The following is a 21,431-nucleotide window of genomic DNA, read 5'->3' on the forward strand; positions in this document are numbered from 1 at the left end:
ACGTTCCCCCGGGAGATCCCGCCCCCGCAGTCCGGGTCAGCGTCATGTACGCCGTCCCCTCTCCCCCTCGTGCCGGCCGGTCGGCCGTCCAGCTGGTACCCGCTCGCATGCCGCTACCCGTTCACCGCATCCCGACCACGGAGGCCAGCGCCGCGGCCAGGCGCCCCGGGTCGTGCCGCGGAGCGCCGTCCGGCTCGGCGACCGGCGCCAGCAGCAGCTCGGCACCGCACCCGCGGACCGCGTCAAGCAGACCACGGCGGTCAACCACCGACTCCACGTCTGCGATCACGGTGTGCAACGCCACTCCGTCCAGATGGGCCTGCAGCACGGCCAGGTGCTCCTCCGGTGAGAAGCCGTCGGTCTCACCGGGCTGCGGTTCCAGGTTGAGCACCACCACCACCCGCGCACCGGTCGACGCCAGCGCCGCGCGGAGCCGGGGCACGAGCAGGTGCGGCAGCACAGAGGTGTACCAGGAACCGGGGCCCAACGAGACGACATCGGCCGCGGCGATGGCGTCGAGCACCGCCGGGTGCACCACCGGATCGGCGGGGGCGAGCCGGATCTCCCGGACCCGTCCCGGGGTCGCGGCGATCGCCACCTGCCCGCGGATGGTGCGCACCCGGGCGGGGTCGTCGGGGTCGGCGGTCTCCACCCGGGCCACCAGGTCGAGCGGCTCGTCGGCCATGGGCAGCACCCGGCCGGCGGCCCCGACCAGCGTGCACAGTTCGTCGAGCGCCCGGACGGTGTCCCCGCCGTACATCTCGGTCAGGCCGGTGAGGAGCAGGTTGCCGACGGGGTGACCGGCGAGCACGCCGCTGCCGCCGAAGCGGTGCTGGAACAGCGCGGCCAGGGTCTGCTCGCGCTCCGCGTCCCCGGCGAGCGCGGCCAGGGCCATGCGGAGGTCACCAGGGGGCAGCACGGGCATCTCGCGCCGGATCCGCCCCGACGACCCGCCGTCGTCGGCAACGGTGACCACCGCGGTCAGCTCCGGGGTGATCCGGCGCCACGCCGCCAGCGCCGCGGCGAGCCCGTGGCCGCCCCCGAAGGCGACCACCCGGGGCGGCTGCCCCGGGACCGTCGTCCCCCCCACTACTCGCGCCCCAGGTCGCGGTGCCGGGCCACGGCGGCGATGCCCTCGGCGTGCAGCCGGCGGGCGAACTCCTCGGCGATCGCGACGCTGCGGTGCTTGCCGCCGGTGCAGCCCACCGCGAGCGTCAGGTAGCGCTTGCCCTCGCGCCGGTAGCCGGGCAGCAGCAGCCGCAGCACCTCGGTGTAGCGGTCGAGGAAGTCACCGGCGTCCTGCTGCCCGAGGACGTAGTCGCGGACGTCGGCGTCGCGCCCGGTGTGCTCGCGCAGCTCGGGCACCCAGTGCGGGTTGGGCAGGAACCGGGCGTCCACCACGAGGTCGGCGTCCAGCGGCAGGCCGTACTTGAAACCGAAGCTCATCACCGTCGCGGTCAGCGGCGGGGTGCGGCCGTCGCGGGCGAAGGCGTTCTCCAGCGTGGCCCGCAGCTGGTGCACGTTGAGGTCGCTGGTGTCGACCCAGAGGTCGGCCTCCCCGGCGATGCCGGTCAGCAGGGCCCGCTCCTCGGTGATGCCGTCGGTGAGCGTGCCGTTGCCCTGCAGCGGGTGCTCCCGGCGGTTGGACTCGTACCGGCGGACCAGCACCTCGTCGCGGGCGTGCACGTACACCACGCGCGGCCGGTGCCCCGCCGCGGCGAGGATGCGGATGGCCTCCTGCAGGTCGCTGGAGAACGCCCGGCTGCGGACGTCGACGACGGCGGCGAACCGGCGGAGGTCGCCGCGCGCGCCCAGCTCGACCATGGGCAGGAGCAGCGCCGGCGGCAGGTTGTCCACGACGAACCAGCCGAGGTCCTCCAGCACGCGACCGGCGCTGTTCTTCCCGGCGCCCGAGAGCCCCGTGACGACGACGACCTCGAGCGGCGGCGTCTCGGTGCTCGCCGCGTCCATCGCCGGCGAGACGTCGTTCTGCGGGCCCACCGGCGCCCGGTCGGGATCCTCGACGCCCGGCGCCGCCCCGGCGCTCACGAGGCCACCCGGCCGACCTCGGCGGTGTCGCCGGAGCCGGGTCGCGGAGCACCCTGCTCGGCCGGGCCCTGGGGCGCGAGGGTGGTCTCCGCCGACTGCTCACCGCCGGGCGCGGGAGCCGGTTCGGCGACCGCCATCTGCACCGCCTCCGCCGTTCGCCGCCCGATGCCGGGCACCGCCATGAGCTCCTCCACCGTCGCGGCCCGCAGGCGCTTGAGCGATCCGAACTGCTTCATCAACGCCTTCCGTCGTGCCTCCCCGAGCCCGGGGACGTCGTCCAGCAGGGACACCAGCATGCTGGTGGACCGCTTCTGCCGGTGGTAGGTGATGGCGAACCGGTGGGCCTCGTCACGCACCCGCTGCAGCAGGTACAGCGCCTCGGAGGTGCGGGGCAGGATCACCGGGTCGCTCTCCCCCGGCAGCCACACCTCCTCCATCCGCTTGGCCAGCCCGCAGACCGCGACGTCGACGACGCCGAGCTCCTCCAGCGAGCGCGCGGCCGCGGCCACCTGCGGGGCGCCGCCGTCGACGACGAGCAGGTTGGGCGGGTAGGCGAACCGGCGCGGGCGCCCCTCCTCGGCCGCGATCCCCTGCTCGTCCCTGCGGTCCTGCTCCTCCTTGAGGTGGCGGGCGAAGCGCCGGCGGACCACCTCCGCCATCGCCGCCGTGTCGTCGGTGCCCTCGGTGACCGAGAACCGCCGGTAGTCGGACTTCTTCGCCAGCCCGTCCTCGAACACCACCATCGACGCCACCACGTTGGTGCCCTGCACGTGGCTGATGTCGATGCACTCGATGCGCAACGGCGCGTCGGGCAGCTCCAGCGCCTCCTGCAGCTCCGACAGCGCCAGCGAGCGTGCGGTGAGGTCGCTGGACCGCTTCACCCGGTGCCGGGCGAAGGCCTCCTTGGCGTTGCGCTCGACCGTCTCCATGAGGCTGCGCTTGTCGCCGCGCTGCGGCACCCGCAGCGAGACCCGGCCGCCACGCAGCTCCTCGAGCAGCTCGACGTAGACGTCGGCGTCGTCGGGCAGCTCGGGCACGAGCACCTCGCGCGGCACCGCCTCGCCGGCCTCGCCGACGCCGGCCTGCTCGTCGACCCCGCCGTAGACCTGGAGGAGGAACTGCTCCACCAGCTCGCCGGTGGTGACCTCCTCGACCTTGTCGATGATCCAGCCGCGCTGCCCGCGCACCCGCCCGCCGCGGACGTGGAACACCTGGACGGCGGCTTCCAGGTCGTCCTGCGCAAAGGCGACGACGTCGGCGTCGGTGCCGTCACCGAGGACCACCGCCTGCTTCTCCATCGCCCGCTTCAGCGCCCCGATGTCGTCGCGCAGGCGGGCGGCCCGCTCGTACTCCATCGCCGCCGCGGCCTCGCCCATCTCGCGCTCGAGCCGCTTGATCATCGACTCGGTCCTGCCGGCCATGAAGTCGCAGAAGTCGTCGACGATCCGCCGGTGCTCCTCGGCGCTCACCCGGCCCACGCAGGGGGCGGCGCACTTGCCGATGTAGCCGAGCAGGCAGGGCCGGCCGATCTGGCCGGCGCGCTTGAAGACGCCGGTGGAGCAGGTGCGCGCGGGGAAGACGCGGGTCAGCGTGTCGAGCGTCTCGCGGATGGCCCAGGCGTGGGCGTAGGGGCCGAAGTAGCGCACGCCCTTCTTCTTGGGCCCGCGCATCACCTGCAGCCGCGGGTACTCCTCGTTCAGCGTGACCGCGAGGCTGGGGTAGCTCTTGTCGTCGCGGTAGCGGACGTTGAACCGCGGGTCGAACTCCTTGATCCAGTTGTACTCGAGCTGGAGGGCCTCGACCTCGGTGCCGACGACGGTCCACTCGACGCTCGACGCCGTCGTCACCATCTGGCGGGTGCGGGGGTGCAGGCCCGCCACGTCGGCGAAGTAGCTGTTCAGCCGCTGCCGCAGGCTCTTGGCCTTGCCGACGTAGATGACCCGGCCGTTCGGGTCGCGGAACTTGTAGACGCCCGGGGACTCCGGGATGGAGCCGACCGCTGGGCGGTACGTGGACGGGTCGGCCATGCCTCCACCCTAGGTCGCGGCACCGACACGCCGTCAGCGAGCGGGACCCGTCCGCCACAACCGCCCCAACGGCCCCGGGCAGCGCCGAGCCCGGTCCGGTGGCACCGCACCGGACCGGGCTCGCGCGGGTCGGCTCAGACGACCGGGCGGGACCGCCAGGGCGTGTGGGCGACGAGGCCGGCGGTCGCCCGCTGCGCGAGGCGGACCGCCCGGCGGCCGAGCACCAGGGCCGAGACGACGGCGGCGCCGCCGGCCGTGAACGTCACGAGGCCGGACGCGCCACCGCTGACGGCCGTGAGGGACACCGCGAGCACGGCGATCAGGACGACGGTGGAGCGCACGCCGCCGCCGGTCACGGGCGAGCCGCAGTTCGACAGGTCGGGGTCGCAGTCGGGCGTCAGCGCACTCATCAGCGTCCTCCTCCGAGGGACTGCGCCACCCCGGGATCGCCCGAGGTGACGTCGGTCACACCGAGGGTACGGGCGGGAGGTCGTCCGCTCAACCCCTGCCGGTCGGACCCCCGCCCCCTGCGGGCGGACGCCCTTACGACGACGGCCCGCGCCCCTGCGAGGGCGCGGGCCGTCGTGGGGCACCGGTCGCTCAGCTGGCCTTCTTGCGAGCCCGCTTCTTCACGGGGCCGGCCGCCGCCGCTGCGATGGCCTCCTCGTCGAGCAGCGGCACCAGGTACCGGCCGGTGTGGCTCTCCGGCACCGAGGCGACGAACTCCGGCGTCCCCTCGGCGACGACCGTGCCGCCCCGGAAGCCGCCCTCGGGCCCCATGTCGATGAGCCAGTCGGCGCTCTTGATGACGTCGAGGTTGTGCTCGATGACGATGACCGAGTTGCCCTTGTCGACCAGCCCCTGCAGGACGAGCAGCAGCTTGCGGATGTCCTCGAAGTGCAGGCCGGTGGTCGGCTCGTCGAGGACGTAGATGCTGCGCCCGTTGGACCGCTTCTGCAGCTCGCTGGCGAGCTTGACGCGCTGCGCCTCGCCGCCCGACAGCGTGGTGGCGGGCTGGCCGAGCCGGACGTAGCCCAGCCCCACGTCGGTGAGCGTGCGCAGGTAGCGCGCGATCGCCGGGATGGCCGCGAAGAAGTCCGCCGCCTCCTCGATCGGCATGTCCAGGACCTCGGCGACGGTCTTGCCCTTGTAGTGCACCTCCAGGGTCTCCCGGTTGAACCGGGCGCCCTTGCACACCTCGCAGGGCACGTACACGTCGGGCAGGAAGTTCATCTCGATCTTCAGCGTGCCGTCGCCGGAGCAGGCCTCGCAGCGGCCGCCCTTGACGTTGAAGGAGAACCGCCCGGGGAGGTACCCGCGGACCTTCGCCTCCGAGGTCTGGGCGAACAGCTTGCGGACGTGGTCCCACACCCCGGTGTAGGTGGCCGGGTTCGACCGCGGCGTGCGGCCGATGGGCGACTGGTCGACGTGCACCACCTTGTCCAGGTGCTCCAGGCCGGTGACCGTGCGGTGCCGGCCCGGCACCAGCCGCGCCCGGTTCAGCTCGTTGGCCAGCACGCTGTAGAGGATGTCGTTGACCAGGCTCGACTTGCCCGAGCCCGAGACCCCCGTGACCGCCACCATGCAGCCCAGCGGGAAGGTGACGTCGACGCCGCGGAGGTTGTTCTCGCGGGCGCCCTTCACCACCAGCTCGCGCCCGGGCATCGGCTCGCGCCGCTTCTCGGGGACGACGATCTGCTTGCGCCCGGACAGGTACTGCCCGGTCAGCGACCGCTCGCTGGCCAGCAGCTCCTCGACCGTGCCGCTGACGACCACCTCGCCGCCGTGCTCGCCGGCCCCGGGACCGATGTCCACCACCCAGTCGGCGGTCTTGATCGTGTCCTCGTCGTGCTCGACGACGATGAGCGTGTTCCCCATGTCGCGCAGCCGGACGAGGGTCTCGATCAGCTTGGTGTTGTCGCGCTGGTGCAGCCCGATGGAGGGCTCGTCGAGCACGTAGAGGACGCCGACCAGCCCCGAGCCGATCTGGGTGGCCAGCCGGATCCGTTGCGCCTCCCCGCCGGCCAGCGTGGCGGCCGGCCGGTCGAGCGAGAGGTAGTCCAGGCCGACGTCGACGAGGAAGGAGAGCCGCGCCTGGATTTCGCGCAGGACGCGGTCGGCGATCGCCTTCTCCCGCTCCCCCAGCTCGAGGGCACCCAGCCACTGCGACGCCTCGCCGATGGAGAGGTTGGTGACCTCGGCGATGGACCGGCCGTTGAGCTTGACCGCGAGGATCTCCGGCTTCAGGCGGGTGCCGTGGCACACGGGGCAGGGCACGTCGCGCATGTAGCCCTCGTACTTGTCCCGCATGTACTCGCTGTCGGTGTCGTCGTGCCGGCGCTCCAGGAACGGCAGCACGCCCTCGAACGCGGCGTAGTAGCTGCGCTCGCGGCCGTACCGGTTCTTGTAGCGGACGTGCACCTGGTCGGGCGAGCCGTGCAGGACCGCCTTCTGCACCTTGGCCGGCAGCCGCTCCCACGGGTCGTCCATGGAGAAGCCGATCTGCTGCGAGAGGCCGGTGAGCAGCCGGGTGAAGTACTCGTTGCTCATCGAGCTCGACCACGGGGCGATCGCGCCCTGGTTGAGGCTCTTTCCCGGGTCGGGCACCACGAGCTCGGGGTCGACCTCCTTGCGGGTGCCGATGCCGGTGCACTCGCCGCACGCGCCGAACGGCGAGTTGAACGAGAACGACCGCGGCTCCAGCGCCTCGAAGGAGAGGCCGTCGTCGACGCAGGCCAGGTGCTCGGAGAAGGTGCGCTCGCGCTCCGGGTCGCCCTCGGGGAGGTCGACGAAGTCGAGGACGACCAGCCCGCCGGCGAGCCCCAGGGCGGTCTCGATCGAGTCGGTGAGCCGGCGCTTGGCGCTCTCCTTGACGGTGAGCCGGTCGACGATCACCTCGATCGTGTGCTTCTCCTGCTTCTTCAGCGTCGGCGGCTCGGTCAGCGGGTGCACCGTGCCGTCGACGCGGACGCGGGAGAAGCCCTGCGTCTGCAGCGAGCTGAAGAGGTCGACGTACTCGCCCTTGCGGGCCCGGACCACCGGGGCGAGGACCTGGAACCGGGTGCCGTCCTCCATCGCCAGCACCTGGTCGACGATCTGCTGCGGCGTCTGCCGGGAGATGGGCTTCCCGCAGTTCGGGCAGTGCGGCTGGCCGGCCCGCGCGTACAGCAGGCGCAGGTAGTCGTAGACCTCGGTGATGGTGCCGACGGTCGACCGCGGGTTGCGGTTGGTCGACTTCTGGTCGATCGACACCGCCGGGGAGAGCCCCTCGATGAAGTCGACGTCGGGCTTGTCCATCTGGCCGAGGAACTGGCGGGCGTAGGCCGACAGCGACTCGACGTAGCGCCGCTGCCCCTCGGCGAAGATCGTGTCGAAGGCCAGGCTGGACTTGCCCGACCCCGACAGCCCGGTGAACACGATGAGCGCGTCACGGGGGAGGTCGATGTGGACGTCCTTGAGGTTGTGCTCGCGGGCGCCGCGGACGACGAGCCGGTCCATGTGATCCCTGTCGGTCGCTGGTGTGTGGAGCGGTGGTGCGCTGGACGGCGGCCGTCCTGGCCCGGTCGCAGGTCAGCCGGTGCAACGCCGGCGCCGCCCGCGGTCGTCCACCGCTCGGTGTGAGCTGCGCCCGGTCACCGGGCCGGCCGCCGCCGGGCCGGGCCCTCAGGCCGGTGTCGCGGTGGGGTCGAAGACGGGCGCGTACCGGCGCCACGGCCGGCGGGACTCCAGCTCGCCGACGATCCAGAGTAGCCGTTCCTCGGCGCCCGGCGGGCCGACGAACTGGACCGGCACCGGGGGGCCGTCGGGCCGGGTGGCGGCCGGCAGGACCGCCGCCGGGATGCCGGCCAGGTTCCAGGCGGCCGTCCACGGCGCCCAGCGGGCGTTGGCGGTGATGTTGGCCAGGAACCCGCGCTCGTGCCAGGGCCGGGCGGGCAGCGGCGGGCCGGTGGTGACGGGGGTCAGCAGCAGGTCGACGTCGTCGAAGAACGCGACCATGCGCTGCCGGAACCGCTCCTGGGTGCGCGGCCGGACGAGCCCCAGCCGGCGCACCAGTCGGCCGATGCGGGCGTGGGTGCGGCTGCGCGGCTGCAGGCGCGCGCGGTCGAGGCCCAGGAACTCCGCGTCGTCCTCCGCGCCGGCCATCCACCGCGCGAGGGCACCGGCGGCGGCCGCCGGGGTGACCGGGGGGTTGCGTCGCACCACGGTGTGCCCGGCCGCGCGCAGCTGGTTCACCACGGCGTCGACCGCCGCCCGCGTCGCCTCGTCGGCCCCGGCACCGGGCAGCGGTGACCGGGTGCTGACGGCGACCCGCAGCGGGCGCCCGGGGGCCGCCGGCGCGGCGGGCTGCTCCCCGGCCAGCACGGCGTGGGCGACCGCGAGGTCCGCCGCCGTGGTGGCCAGCGCACCGTTCACCGCCATGCCCGACCAGTCGTCGGCGCCGATCCCGCCGGGCAGCACGCCGACCCCGGGCTTGAGGGTGACCAGCCCGCAGGCGGCCGCCGGCAGCCGGAGGGACCCCATCCCGTCGTTGCCGTGCGCGATCGGGACGCACCCGGAGGCCACCGCCGCCGCGCTGCCACCGGAGCTGCCGGCCGGCGAGAGCGCGGTGTCCCACGGGTTGCGCGTCACGGTCCCGGGGCCGTCGGTGGCGGCGTACAGGCAGAGCTCGGGCACCCGGGTGATGCCGATGACCACCGCCCCGGCCTTGCGCAGCCGGGTGACGATCTCGTGGTCGCGACGCTCGGGCCCGGACTCGCGGGCCGGCGAGCCGTCGGTGCAGACCTCCCCCGCCACCTGCACGTTGTCCTTCACCGCGACCGGGACCCCCGCCAGCGGGAGGGCGAAACGGGTCAGGCTCGCGTCGACCGCGGCGGCCTCGGCCAGCGCCGCCTCGCGCCGCACCCCGCGGAAGGCGCCGATCCGCGCGTCCACCGCCTCGACGTGGTCGAGGTGCGCACGGACCACCTCGACCGCGGTGAGCTCGCCGGCCCGCACCAGGGCGGCGATCTCCGTGGCGGGCAGCCCGACGATGCGCTGCCTCCCGGCCCGGTCCCCCGGAGCACCGCCCCGGGCTGTGCCGACACCTCCGCTAGCGTCCATGCCTGGACCGTAACGGCGCCCGCCGACACTTTCCGAAGGGAGTCCGGATGAGCACCCCGACCTACACCGGAGACGTCGCCGTCGGCGGGCCCGCCGACGTGCGGGAGCTGCCCGGGCTGACCGTGAGCAAGGTGGCGGTCAGCGAGATGGCCAACAACGCCTACCTCCTGCGCTGCACCGCGACCGGCGAGGGCCTGCTCGTCGACGCCGCCGACGAGCCGGGGGTCCTGCTGTCGCTCGTCGGGGACACCGACCTGCGCACCGTCGTCACCACGCACGGCCACTGGGACCACCACCGGGCCCTGCCCGACGTCGTCACGGCCACCGGGGCGGCCACCGTGGCGCACCCGCTGGACGCCCCGGCGCTGCCCGTGCCGGTGACGCGGCCGGTCGAGCACGGCGACACCGTGGCCGTCGGCGAGCAGGTGCTCGAGGTCGTGCACCTGCGCGGGCACACGCCGGGCAGCATCGCGCTGGTCTGGCGCGGGCCGGGCGACGCCGGCGTGCACCTGTTCACCGGCGACAGCCTGTTCCCGGGTGGCGTGGGCCGGACCTGGTCCGCGGAGGACTTCGCCAGCCTGGTCGACGACGTCGAGCAGCGGCTGTTCGCCGTCCTGCCGGACGGCACCTGGGTCTACCCCGGGCACGGCGCGGACACCACCCTGGGTGCCGAGCGCCCGCACCTCCCGGAGTGGCGCGAGCGCGGCTGGTGAGCGGCCGGCGAGCGTGCTGACCGGTCAGTCCCCACCGATCATCGGCCGCAGGCGTGCGGTGTCGGCGTCGGTCCAGCCCGGGGGCTGCGCCACCTCCGCCCACCCGTCGACGTAGTCGGCGCGGTAGGAGTGGCCGTGCCCGTCGGGGACACCGGTGGAGAAGGCCATGTCGGCCGTCACCTGCCAGAACGTGACGAACGGCAACCACACCATGTCCGGCGAGACGTCCGGGCCGCGCTCCCCGCGCAACCAGTCCGGCTCGTCCAGCATCAGCTCCGGTGACCACCAGACGATGGGGTCCGACGCGTTCTGCAGGTACACCAGCCGCGGCTCCTCCCACGGCCCCGGCGGTCGGTCCAGATCGGCGGCCTCGTCGGCGAACCGCACCGTCCGGCCGTCGTCGACGATCGGCCGCCACTCGGGCGTGCCCGCCTCCCGGTCGTCGACGATGCTGCGCCACAGCTCGTTGAAGTTCGGCGGCCCGGCCCAGAGCACGCCGTCGGTGCGGTTGGTGATGTCGGCAAGCCCGCTGAACGCGGACTCGCCGCCGAACGTGCCGAGGCTCTCGCCGAAGACGTAGAGCTCCGGGCGGTCCTCGGGCGGAAGCTCGGCCCAGGCTCCGTACACCGCGTCGAAGAGCGCGCGGCCGGCGTCCCGCGCCTTGGCCTGGTCGACCAGGAAGGAGACCCAGCTCGGCAGGTAGAAGTACTGCATGGCCACCATGGCCGTGTCGCCGTTGAACTGGTACTCCAGCGAGTCGCTGGCCGCGGGGTCGACCCAGCCGGTGCCGGTCGTCGTCACGACCACCAGCACCGACCGGTCGAAGCCGCCCGCCCGCTCCAGCTCCCGGACGGCCAGCGCAGCCCCCTCCCCCGCGTCGTCGGAGCTCTCCAGCCCGACGTACGCGCGGACCGGCGTCACGGCCGGGCGGCCGGAGAACTCCGAGAGCTCCGCGGGGGTCGGGCCCATCCCGACGAAGTTGCGCCCCTGCAGGCCCAGGTCCTCCCACGCCACCAGGGACGCCGGGCTGCCGGAGCGCTCGGGCGCGGCGGGTCGGACCGCCCCCTCCTCGGTGCCCCCGTCCCGGACGCTGAACGCCTGGTTCAGCGCGTTCATCAGGCCTTGGAAGAGCACGCCGTTGAGCAGGACGACCACCAGGGCCGAGACCGCGAGGACGCCGAGCGGCCGGGCGATCCGCCCCGGGAGCAGCCGGCCGAACAGCCGGATCAGCCAGCGCCCGAGCCGGCGGACGCCCCGCCCGGTGCCGACGACGAGGGCGAAGGTCAGCACCGCCAACGAGACGATGCCGAGCGCCCAGTAGCTCGCCGGGGGATCCATGCCCATCAGCCGGTAGAGGTCCCGCTGCCACTCCCAGCCCAGCCACAGCATCACCAGGGCGGCGAGCGGTCCGACGACGGCGAGCACCTGCCACGCGCGACGGCGGAACCCGGGCGGGAGACGGCGTTCGGTCGCCTCCGCCACGAACCACGCCACCGTGACGCCGATCCCGTAGCCGATCGCCGCGGTGACCCCCGCGACCAGTCCCTGCAGCACCCAGCCGCGCGGCAGCAGGGACGGCGTCAGCGAGGCGCACCCGAGGACGACGGCGCCCAGGGTCCCGCTCCAGGTGTACCGGGGCAGCCACCGGCCACGTCCTCGACGACGCCGGGGCCCCTGCACGTCCTCCGCGGGTGGGCGTGGGGCCGGCACCGCCACCGAGGCGCCGCCACGGGTGGGCGTCGTCGGTTCTGCGCTCATGCCGGCCTCCGCTCTGCAGGCGACCGACCGTAGGAGCCACCCGGGGTGGCGGACTCCTCCGTGGAGGGTGATTCGCGCCCGGTCCCGCGTGCGACGACAGGATCCCGGTGCTACTCGTCGTCGTCGAACAGGGCGACCAGCTCGTCGGGTGTGCCGGGCACGTGCAGCGGGAGGACCGAGACCGTCCACTCCGGCCGCTGCCCCTCCACGCCCAGCGCCAGGTCCCACGCGGCCCGCGGCGTGAGCGGTCCGAAGCAGGCGTCGTCACCGTCCTCGCCCAGGTCCACCTCGACCAGCCACTGGTCGGAGAGGTCGGCGGCGAGCTCGGCGAAGTCGGGGGCCGCGTCCTCGTCGGGCTCCGGGGAGTCGATCCGGACGGGGTAGATGAGCGCCATCTGCGCACGGTAGGCCCCACGGCCCCGGCCGGCACCCCCGCGCGGCACGAGCCGCCGCCGACGTCCCCGGGAGGACGCCGGCGACGGCTCGCGTCACCGTGCAGTGGTCAGCTCAGGATCTCGTGACCGTGCACGTGGTCGTGCTCGAGGCCACCGCCACCGGCGGCCTCCTCGAACGTGCCCTCCGCGCCGGCGGGGGCGGGCAGCTCGACCGCCGGTCCGGGGATCGGCCTGCCCTTCACCCCGTTCACCGACTCGGTGGAGAAGGCGAACGTCAGCATCGCGAAGGCGATCAGGTCGCTGTTCACGTCCAGCGCGTCCAGGGCGAGGTTGTCGATCGTGTCGCAGGCCTCGTGGTAGCACGGGTCGAACTGGTCACCCGCGACGCCACCCCAGATCTCCGCCTGCTGATCGGTCTTGACCACCTCCGCCCCGGTGAAGAGCCCACCGGAGGGGATGCCCGCGTTGATGAACGCCTGGTAGTCGCTGCGGCCCGAGTACTCCGCGTCGTCGTAGGGCACGCCGATCTTGGTGTAGTAGGACTCGTAGACCTCCTCGATCGCCGTCGAGCCCGCCGGGATCGGGGCGGTGGCGTCCCACGTCGACTCGTCCGAGTCGTAGACCATCTGCACGTGGTTCGGCGAGGCCACCATGTCGTAGTTCATGTACAGGGCGATCCGGTCGAGCTCGCTCTGCGGCTGCTTCGCCACGTAGCTGTTCGAGCCGACCAGCCCCTGCTCCTCCGCCGCCCACCACGCGAAGCGCAGCGTGTTGTGCGGCTTGAGGCTGGCCATCGACAGCGCCGTCTCCAGGAGCGCCGCGGAGCCCGACCCGTTGTCGTTGATGCCGGGACCCTCGATGACGCTGTCCAGGTGCGCGCCGGCCATGACGACGTTGTTCCTGTCCCGGCCCCGCACCTCGGCGATAACGTTGTAGTCGGTGCGCGTCTCCGCCGGGAGCACCTCCACGAACGCGGTGGCCCCCGCGGCCGCGAGCGCCACGCCCTGGTCGAAGCTGGCACCGACCACCGGGATCCCGTGCTGGATCGTGCTGCCGTCGCCGAGGGTCGCCGCGTTGGCCACGATCAGCTCCATGCGGTCGGGCGCGCTGCCCTGGTTGAAGATGACCACCGCCTCGGCTCCCGCGTTCTCGGCGTTGACCACCTTGTCGCCGAAGTTGCAGGTGCCCCGCTGGAGGAGCGCGATGTCGACCGGGCCGCCGAGGTCCACGCCCTCGAAGTCGGCGGCCTCGCACCCGCTGCTGGAGGTCGCCCGGTCGCCGTCGATGACGAGGTCGACGGGGACGACGGTGCCCTGCTCCAGCCGGCCTGCGCCGCTGCCGGTGAAGACGCCGGTCTCGTACTCGGCCTCCACCGGGCTCAGCTGCCTCAGGACCGCGGGGAAGTTGAACGTGACCTCGACCGGGTCCAGGGTGACGTCCATGCGCGCGTCCCGGAGCAGGCCCGCGACGTACTCGACGCTGTCGGCGTAGCCGTCCGTGCCCGCCGCGCGGGTACCCGGGTAGACCGGGTCGTCGCTGCTGTCGGCGATCTTCTGGAAGGCGCGCTGGTGCTCGAGGACGTCCTCGAGGTCGACGCACTCCAGCAGCTTGGCGTAGGTGTTGTTGTGCCGGCGGTCGCACGGGTCCCGGGGCGCGGCGGTGGCCGTGGTGACGGGGAGCGCCAGGGCGATCATGACGCCGCTGGTGCCCAGTGCGATGGTGCGAGCCGCTGTCCGTCGTGCGGACGCGGTCCGTCGTTGGTCCACGCTCGATCCCTTCGATCGGTGATCGGCGGCGCAGTGGCCGCGGGCCGGCTCCGTTGCCGGCACCGGCACTCCACCGGAGTGACGACCCGCTTGCATAGAGGCAGCAGGGGATCCGAGTGCGACGGACGTCGTGCACCCGCCCGGTGACGCGCCGTGAACCCACCCGCCCACCTGCGTGTTCGCTGCGATGCAAGTCACGACACGCCACGGACGCTTCGGCACGCAGGGTCATCGACCGTGACGGCGTGTCGGGTTCAGCGCCGGTCGACGGGCGGGGCCACGGGCAGCCAGCGCTCCCACCACCGGAGCAGGTGTTCCCAGCGGGCCACGCGGTGCCGTGGCCGCCCGTCGGCCGGCAGGTCGTGCCCCTCCCCCGGGAAGACGAGCAGCTCGGCCGGGACGCCACGGCGCACCAGGTCGACGTGCAGCCGCTGCGCCTGCTCCAGCGGCGTGCGCAGGTCCTCCTCCGCGGCCACGAGCAGGGTGGGCGTCCGCCCGGCACGGGCCACCGGGCTCTGCGCCCGCAGCTGTTCCGGGTCGGTGCCCAGGTGCGCGTCCACCAGGTACCAGCCGGCGTCCGAGCTGCCGGTGAAGGACCCCGGGTCGGTGAGCGCCCGCTCCACCACGGCCGCCGAGAAGCGGTCCGTCCGACCGGTGAGCAGCGCGGCGAGGGAGCCACCGTAGCCGCCCCCCATGACGCCCACGCGGCGCGCGTCCAGCGCGGGGTCGACGAGCACCGCGTCGAGGAACGCCAGCACGTCGTCGGCGTCCGGACCGCCCCACGCCCCGCGGAGCGCGCGCCCGTGGGCCGCCCCGTACCCGGAGGACCCACGCGGGTTGCACCGCACCACGGCGTAGCCGGCCGAGACCAGCACCTGGGTGTCCTCGTGCAGCGCCCAGCCGTGCTGGCGGAAGGGCCCGTCGTGGAGCACGAGCAGCACCGGGTGGGGCCCCTCGCCCGGGGGCGCGGTGACCCAGCCGTGCACCAGGTACCCGTCGGACGATTCGGCGTCGCGCTCGTGCATGCGGTGCAGCCGCCCGGTCGCGCCGAGCTCGCGGCCGAAGCCGGTCAGGAGCCGGCGCCCCCCGTCGCGCAGGGCCAGCAGCTCCCCGGCGGATCGGTCGTGGGCCACGGTGGCGACGACGACCCCACCGGCGGCCCCGATCCCGCGGACGGCGAACGAGCCGCCGACCAGCGTCTCCGGGACTCCGCCGTCCAGGGGCACCCGGAGGAGCTCCACCGAGCCCCGCCGCTGATCGCCGACCAGCACCGCCCCGTCGGCCAGCACGGTCGCCGGGGTGGCGTCGCCGCGGGCGTGCCGCTCCGGGTCGAGGAGCTCGGTGAGCGGGCCGCCCTGGGCCGGGACGCGGCACGGCACGGCCGCCCGCGCCACCACGTCCACCCCCTCGGGACCCAGGTCGGGGATCGCGGTGAGCACGATCGAGGCACCGTCCGGGGTCCAGGCCGGCAGCGAGCAGTCCCCGCGCCCGTCGGTGACGCGCCGCAGCCCGGTGCCGTCCGGGTGGACGGCGTGCACGTCGCGGACCAGGTCCCGGCCGGCGCGGTCGTGGCGCGCCGACACGAACGCCAGCTCCTCGCCGTCCGGGCGCCAGGCGACGTCGGCGCAGTCGGCCGTCCCCGTCGTCACCTGGACCGGCGACGGCGGCGGGGCGGCGTCGTCGGCGAAGTCGGCCGGCAGGGCCACCACGAAGACCTGGGCGGGCCGCTCGTGCAGGTAGCCGACCCCTTCGCGCCGGTACGCCAGCGTGGTGATCAGCCGGGGCGGCGCCGCGGCGGGGTCGAGCCCGGGCGCCGTGCCGCACCGCCCGGGCTCGGGGACCCGGGCCACGTACGCCAGGCGGCGCGAGTCCGGGGCCCACGCCGGCGCACCGGCTCCCAGCGGGTGGTCGGTGAGCCGGCGCGGTGCCCCGCCGGCCGCGGGCAGCACCACCACCTGGGGGCTCCCGCCGGGCTCCGTGCCGAGGTAGGCCAGCCACCGCCCGTCCGGCGAGAAGCTCGGATGGGTGTCGTGCCGGCCGGTCGTGAGCGGGCGGGCCGGCGCGGACCCGTCGGTGGGCACCGCCCACAGCTGGCTGCGGTAGCCGTCGGTCCCCGGGTCCGGCCAGCGCACGGCGACCACCGCGATCCGCCCGTCGGGCGAGACCGTCGCCGTCCCCGGCGTCCGCAGGAGGGCGAGGTCCGACGGGCGCATGACCGCGACGCTAGCCGAGCGCCCCGCCCCGCCCGGCCCGCGCCCGGATCACTCGCCGGAGCGGTCGTCCCGGGAGGTCACCGGCGCGTTCCTGGGGTCCGGCGGGCCGTCGCCGCGGCCGGGGGTGTCCAGGCCGTCGTGGCTCCCCGGCGCGGCGACGTTGCGGCCGGTCCGGTCGGCGCCCGGGTCCGCGGCGCCCGTCGGGCTGGTGTACCCCTCGATCCGGTCCCGCCGGTTCTTGGCCAGGCTGGCGACCGTGGTGATCAGCAGGGTGACCAGGATGACCGTCAGCGACAGCCAGGTCGGGATCTCGGGGACGACGGTGACGTGCTCGCCGCCGTTGATGAACGGGAGCTCGTTCTCGTGCAGGGCGTGGATGAGCAGCTTGACGCCGATGAAGCCCAGGATCACGGCCAGGCCGTAGGCCAGGTAGACCAGCCGGTCCAGCAGCCCGTCGATGAGGAAGAACAGCTGGCGCAGGCCCAGCAGGGCGAAGGCGTTGGCGGTGAAGACCAGGTAGGTCTCCTGGGTCAGCCCGAAGATCGCCGGGATGGAGTCGACCGCGAAGAGGATGTCGGCGCTGCCGATGGCCACCAGCGCGATGGCCAGGGGCGTGATGTACCGCTTGCCCTGGACCTTGGTGACCATGCGGTCGCCGTGGTAGTCGTCGGTCGTCGGCACGGCCTTGCGGGTGAGCCGGAGGAGCAGGTTCTCCTTGAACTCCTCGTCCTCGTCGTGCCCGCCGCTGCGGGCCTGCGCCCAGGCGGTGTAGATCAGGAAGCCGCCGAAGATGTAGAAGACCCAGCTGAAGTTCTCGATCGCGGCAGCGCCCACGAAGATGAAGATGGTGCGCAGCACCAGCGCGAAGGCGATGCCGAAGAGCAGCACCTTCTGCTGCAGCGCCCGCGGCACGGCGAAGCTCGCCATGATCAGCACGAACACGAACAGGTTGTCCACCGAGAGGCTCTTCTCGGTGATGTAGCCGGCGAAGTACTCACCGCCGTACGTGCCGCCGTAGGCCCACAGGACGATCAGGCCGAAGACGACCGCGATCCCCACGTAGATGGCCGACCACGTCGCGGACTCCCGGAGCGTCGGCGCGTGCGGCGTGCGCACGTGACCGTAGAAGTCGAAGACCAGCATGCCGATGATGGCGCCGACGGTGACCGCCCACACCCAGAAGGGCACGTCCATTGCAGTAGAACCTCCGGCATCGCCGCTACACGCCTGGCACCGGAGGTCTCTCCCGCCGCCGGCCGGGACCGGCGACCGGCAGCACCGGAGGCCATGGGGACCTCGTGATGACGACGCTGCCGCGGGGGGATACTCCCCTCCACCACGCGCTCCCGTCGCCGAGCACGCGCCGTCGGATGCGGGCGCCGGGGTACGTGGCGCTCACCGTACCCCGGCACCCGAGGAACTACCGGGCGGCGCCGTCCTCGCCACCGCGCCGCTCGGCGCCGGCGCGCTCGCGGCCGACCCCCTGGCCCAGGGGGTCGCCGTCCGGGGCGTGCAGACCCACGTGCGGGTCGCCGCCCTCGGGCCGCTCGGCGGCCGCCAGGCCGTGCGGCGGCGGCGGGGTCGTGCCCGCCCGCAGCGCCTCGTGCTCGGCCTGGTCGCGCCGGCTCTTCGCCAGGCTGGCGACGGTCGTGACGAGCAGGGTGACGCCGATGACCGCCAGCGAGATCGAGATCGGCACCTCGGGGATGACCGTCCACGGCTCACCGCCGTTGATGAAGGGCAGCTCGTTCTTGTGCAGCGCGTGGATGAGCAGCTTGATCCCGATGAAGCCGAGGATGACCGAGAGGCCGTAGCTGAGGTAGACCAGCCGGTCGAGCAGGCCGTCGATCAGGAAGAACAGCTGCCGCAGGCCGAGCAGGGCGAACGCGTTGGCCGAGAAGACGAGGTACGCCTCCTGGGTGAGGCCGAAGATCGCCGGGATCGAGTCGACGGCGAAGATGATGTCGGCCGTGCCGATGGCGATCAGCGCGATGGCCAGCGGCGTCAGGTACCGCTTGCCGGCCTGCTTCACCACCATGCGGTCGGAGTGGTACTCCTCCGTCGTCCGCAGCCGCTTGCGCGCGAACCGGAGGACGGCGTTCTCCTCGAACTCCTCGGAGTCGTCGTGCCCACCGCTGCGGGCCTGCACCCAGGCGGTGTAGACGAGGATCGCGCCGAAGATGTAGAAGACCCAGCTGAAGTTCTCGATCGCGGCGGCGCCCACGGCGATGAAGATGGTGCGCAGGACCAGCGCGAAGGCGATGCCGAAGAGCAGCACCTTCTGCTGCAGCTCCCTGGGCACGGCGAAGCTCGCCATGATCAGGACGAACACGAAGAGGTTGTCCACCGAGAGGCTCTTCTCGGTGACGTAGCCGGCGAAGTACTCACCGCCGAACGTCGGGCCGTAGAAGATCCAGATCAGGATGCCGAACACGATGGCGAGCGCCACGTAGATCGCCGACCACGTCGCCGATTCACGCAGGGTCGGCGCGTGCGGCGTGCGCACGTGGCCGAAGAAGTCGAAAGCGAGCATGGCGAGGATCGCGGTGACCGTGATCGCCCACACCCAGAACGGGACGTCCAAGAAAACCTCCGGGGACTGGCGGATGCGTCAGTGCCGGAGGTCTCTCCCACCGCCGGACGGATCCGGCGGCCGACGGGCCGGAGCGCGGAGGTCTCCCCGAGCTCGTACTGACGACCCAGCCGCGGGGGGATACTCCCCTCCACGAACCGGACCGCGCGCACGACAGGTCGTCCGCACGGTCCGTGTGGTTCGTCGGCATCAACGCGCGATCCCGAGGAGTTGTTCCCGGGCGACCCGCGGTCCATGCACGCGAGGTGCGGGCGGGCGGTCGGCGCCGGTTCAGGCGTGCGCGGCGTCGAACTGGCGCAGCTCCTTCTTCAGCTCGTTCAGCTCGTCGCGCAGCCGCGCGGCGACCTCGAACTGCAGTTCGCGGGCGGCGGCCAACATCTGCTCGTTCATCTGCGTGATCATGTCCGCCAGCTCGTTGCGCGGCAGGCCCTGGACGTCGATCGAGCCGGCCTTCGACCTCGACTTGGAGGACAGCCCGGGCACCGGGGACTTGCCGCGCGACTGCTGCCGGCCCGACCCGCCGAGCAGCTCGGTGGCGCCCTCGGCCTCCGTGGCGTCGCGGTAGATGCCGTCGAGGATGTCGACGATCTTCTTCCGCAGCGGCTGCGGGTCCACCCCGCGCTCGGTGTTGTAGGCGATCTGCCGCTCGCGGCGCCGGTTGGTCTCCTCGATCGCCTGCGCCATGGACGGGGTGATCGTGTCGGCGTACATGTGCACCTGCCCCGACACGTTCCGCGCCGCACGGCCGATCGTCTGGATGAGCGACCGGCCCGAGCGCAGGAAGCCCTCCTTGTCGGCATCGAGGATCGCCACCAGGGAGACCTCGGGCAGGTCGAGACCCTCGCGCAGCAGGTTGATGCCGACCAGCACGTCGTACTCGCCCTGGCGCAGCTCGCGCAGCAGCTCCACCCGCCGCAGGGTGTCGACCTCGGAGTGCAGGTAGCGCACCTTGATGCCGAGCTCGAGCAGGTAGTCGGTGAGGTCCTCGGCCATCTTCTTGGTGAGCGTGGTGACCAGCACCCGCTCGTCCTTCTCGGTGCGCAGCCGGATCTCGTGCACCAGGTCGTCGATCTGGCCCTTGGTCGGCTTGACCACGACCTCCGGGTCGACCAGGCCGGTCGGGCGGATGACCTGCTCGACCACCTCGCCCTGCGTCCGACCGAGCTCGTAGTCGCCCGGCGTCGCCGACAGGTAGACCGTCTGGCCGATCCGGTCGGTGAACTCCTCCCACTTCAGCGGGCGGTTGTCCATCGCCGAGGGCAGCCGGAAGCCGTGGTCGACGAGCGTCCGCTTGCGGCTCATGTCGCCCTCGTACATGCCGCCGATCTGCGGCACGGTCACGTGCGACTCGTCGATCACGAGCAGGAAGTCGTCGGGGAAGTAGTCGAGGAGGCAGGAGCCGGCGCTGCCGGGCGCCCGCCCGTCGATGTGCCGGGAGTAGTTCTCGATGCCCGAGCAGAAGCCGACCTGGCGCATCATCTCGATGTCGTAGGTGGTGCGCATGCGCAGCCGCTGGGCCTCCAGCAGCTTGCCCTGCTTCTCCAGCTCCGCCAGCCGCTGCTCGAGCTCGGCCTCGATCGAGCCGATCGCGCGCTCCATCCGCTCGGGGCCGGCGACGTAGTGGCTGGCCGGGAACACGAAGATCTCGTCGACCTCGCGCACCACCTCGCCGGTCAGCGGGTGCAGGTAGTACAGCCGCTCCACCTCGTCGCCGAACATCTCGATGCGCACGGCGAGCTCCTCGTACACCGGGAAGACCTCGATCGTGTCGCCGCGGACCCGGAAGGTGCCGCGCGTGAACGAGAGATCGTTGCGGGTGTACTGCTCGGTGACCAGGGTGCGCAGCAGCTCGTCGCGGTCGCGCTCCTCCCCCACCTTGATCTTCAGCGCCCGCTCGACGTACTCCTGCGGCGTGCCCAGGCCGTAGATGCAGGAGACGGTCGCCACGACGACGACGTCCCGCCGGGTGAACAGGCTGTTGGTCGCCGAGTGCCGCAGCCGCTCGACCTCCTCGTTGATCGAGGAGTCCTTCTCGATGTAGGTGTCGGTCTGCGGGACGTAGGCCTCGGGCTGGTAGTAGTCGTAGTAGGAGACGAAGTACTCCACGGCGTTGTCGGGGAGCAGTTCGCGGAACTCGTTGGCCAGCTGCGCGGCGAGGGTCTTGTTCGGCGCCATGACCAGCGTCGGGCGCTGGACCTTCTCGATCAGCCAGGCCGTCGTGGCGGACTTGCCCGTGCCGGTGGCGCCGAGGAGGACGACGTCCTTCTCCCCCGCGTTCACCCGCTGGGCCAGCCCCTCGATGGCGGCCGGCTGGTCGCCCGAGGGCTGGAACTCGCTGACGACGCGGAAACGCCCCTGGGTGGGCTTGAGCTCGGTGGACGTGCGCACGCGACGACGGTACGTCGGCGGTGTGACAGAACGCGTCGCGAGCGCTTCCCACGCAGGCTGGGGCGGCCGGGACGCGGAGCGGTGGGGCCGGTACTTGTCCCCGCCGCCCCGCACCCCTAGCGTGCCCAGTCGCAGGAGCGGTCCGCGCCGAGGGACCAGCGCCACCCGGGAGCCCCCGGGCGAGGTCGGACCCCGGTGCGCCCGGCGCCCGGCCCGACGGGCCCGCGGCCCCGGCCGGGCCTGCGCACGACGCCCCCTGCGGTCCGCCGCGGGGGGCGTCGTCGTCCGGGGCGCGCGCCCCGGTCGGCCGCCGCACCCGCTGTCGCCGGTCTCACCGCCGCCGCAGGTGTGGCGGGCCCCCGGCGCGGGCACGGGGGTCCCGACGTCCGCCCCCCGATCCGGCCACGCGAGCATGTGGCCGGATCGGGG

The 21,431-nt window shown here is 73.3% G+C and carries 14 protein-coding genes; 1 reads left to right on the top strand and 13 read right to left on the bottom strand.

Translation table 11 applies throughout. The features are described from left to right. Positions 1–121: 121 nt before the first annotated feature. The 6 genes from yvcK to E9549_RS18815 all read right to left on the bottom strand — a co-directional run bounded on the left by yvcK (position 122) and on the right by E9549_RS18815 (position 9,176). Positions 122–1,054, bottom strand: coding sequence for a uridine diphosphate-N-acetylglucosamine-binding protein YvcK (yvcK, locus tag E9549_RS18790; protein ID WP_236828121.1), 933 nt, complete (start codon positions 1,052–1,054; stop codon positions 122–124). 35 nt (positions 1,055–1,089) lie between these two features. Further along, on the bottom strand, positions 1,090–2,049 hold the full coding sequence (rapZ, locus tag E9549_RS18795; RefSeq protein ID WP_236828122.1) for an RNase adapter RapZ: 960 nt from the start codon (positions 2,047–2,049) through the stop codon (positions 1,090–1,092). Further along, entirely contained in the window at positions 2,046–4,076 is a 2,031-nt protein-coding gene (gene uvrC / locus E9549_RS18800; RefSeq protein WP_236828123.1) for an excinuclease ABC subunit UvrC, read from the bottom strand. Before uvrC ends, rapZ begins: the two co-directional genes overlap by 4 nt. A gap of 134 nt (positions 4,077–4,210) precedes the next feature. Then, positions 4,211–4,486 carry a hypothetical protein gene (locus E9549_RS18805; protein WP_236828124.1) on the bottom strand — a complete coding sequence of 92 codons (276 nt, stop codon included), beginning with the start codon at positions 4,484–4,486 and terminating at the stop codon, positions 4,211–4,213. A gap of 190 nt (positions 4,487–4,676) precedes the next feature. Further along, a complete protein-coding gene (gene uvrA / locus E9549_RS18810) occupies positions 4,677–7,574 on the bottom strand; it encodes an excinuclease ABC subunit UvrA (RefSeq protein WP_236828125.1) in 2,898 nt (965 codons plus the stop codon). A gap of 165 nt (positions 7,575–7,739) precedes the next feature. Further along, positions 7,740–9,176, bottom strand: coding sequence for an amidase (locus E9549_RS18815; protein WP_236828126.1), 1,437 nt, complete (start codon positions 9,174–9,176; stop codon positions 7,740–7,742). A 47-nt stretch (positions 9,177–9,223) separates the two neighbouring features. Here E9549_RS18815 and E9549_RS18820 point away from each other — a divergent pair, with 47 nt between their 5' ends. Beyond that, positions 9,224–9,889 (top strand): MBL fold metallo-hydrolase, encoded by a 666-nt coding sequence (locus tag E9549_RS18820; RefSeq protein ID WP_236828127.1) that lies wholly within the window; start codon positions 9,224–9,226, stop codon positions 9,887–9,889. Between the two features lie 24 nt (positions 9,890–9,913). Here E9549_RS18820 and E9549_RS18825 read toward each other — a convergent pair whose 3' ends face one another. From E9549_RS18825 to uvrB, 7 genes are all read right to left on the bottom strand, one after another. Beyond that, positions 9,914–11,647, bottom strand: coding sequence for an alpha/beta-hydrolase family protein (locus tag E9549_RS18825; protein WP_236828128.1), 1,734 nt, complete (start codon positions 11,645–11,647; stop codon positions 9,914–9,916). A 110-nt stretch (positions 11,648–11,757) separates the two neighbouring features. Next, positions 11,758–12,042 carry a hypothetical protein gene (locus E9549_RS18830; RefSeq protein ID WP_236828129.1) on the bottom strand — a complete coding sequence of 95 codons (285 nt, stop codon included), beginning with the start codon at positions 12,040–12,042 and terminating at the stop codon, positions 11,758–11,760. Between the two features lie 107 nt (positions 12,043–12,149). Further along, a complete protein-coding gene (locus E9549_RS18835; protein ID WP_236828130.1) occupies positions 12,150–13,736 on the bottom strand; it encodes a M28 family peptidase in 1,587 nt (528 codons plus the stop codon). Between the two features lie 326 nt (positions 13,737–14,062). After that, entirely contained in the window at positions 14,063–16,021 is a 1,959-nt protein-coding gene (locus E9549_RS18840) for a S9 family peptidase (RefSeq protein WP_236828131.1), read from the bottom strand. 48 nt (positions 16,022–16,069) lie between these two features. Further along, entirely contained in the window at positions 16,070–17,215 is a 1,146-nt protein-coding gene (locus E9549_RS18845; protein ID WP_236828132.1) for a TerC family protein, read from the bottom strand. Between the two features lie 226 nt (positions 17,216–17,441). Beyond that, entirely contained in the window at positions 17,442–18,605 is a 1,164-nt protein-coding gene (locus E9549_RS18850; protein ID WP_236828133.1) for a TerC family protein, read from the bottom strand. Between the two features lie 279 nt (positions 18,606–18,884). Next, the gene (uvrB, locus tag E9549_RS18855; protein WP_236828134.1) at positions 18,885–21,002 is read right to left on the bottom strand and encodes an excinuclease ABC subunit UvrB; all 2,118 of its coding nucleotides are present in this window, start codon (positions 21,000–21,002) and stop codon (positions 18,885–18,887) included. Positions 21,003–21,431: the final 429 nt, after the last annotated feature.

This window comes from Blastococcus sp. MG754426 (genome assembly GCF_021699055.1).
GTDB lineage: Bacteria > Actinomycetota > Actinomycetes > Mycobacteriales > Geodermatophilaceae > Blastococcus.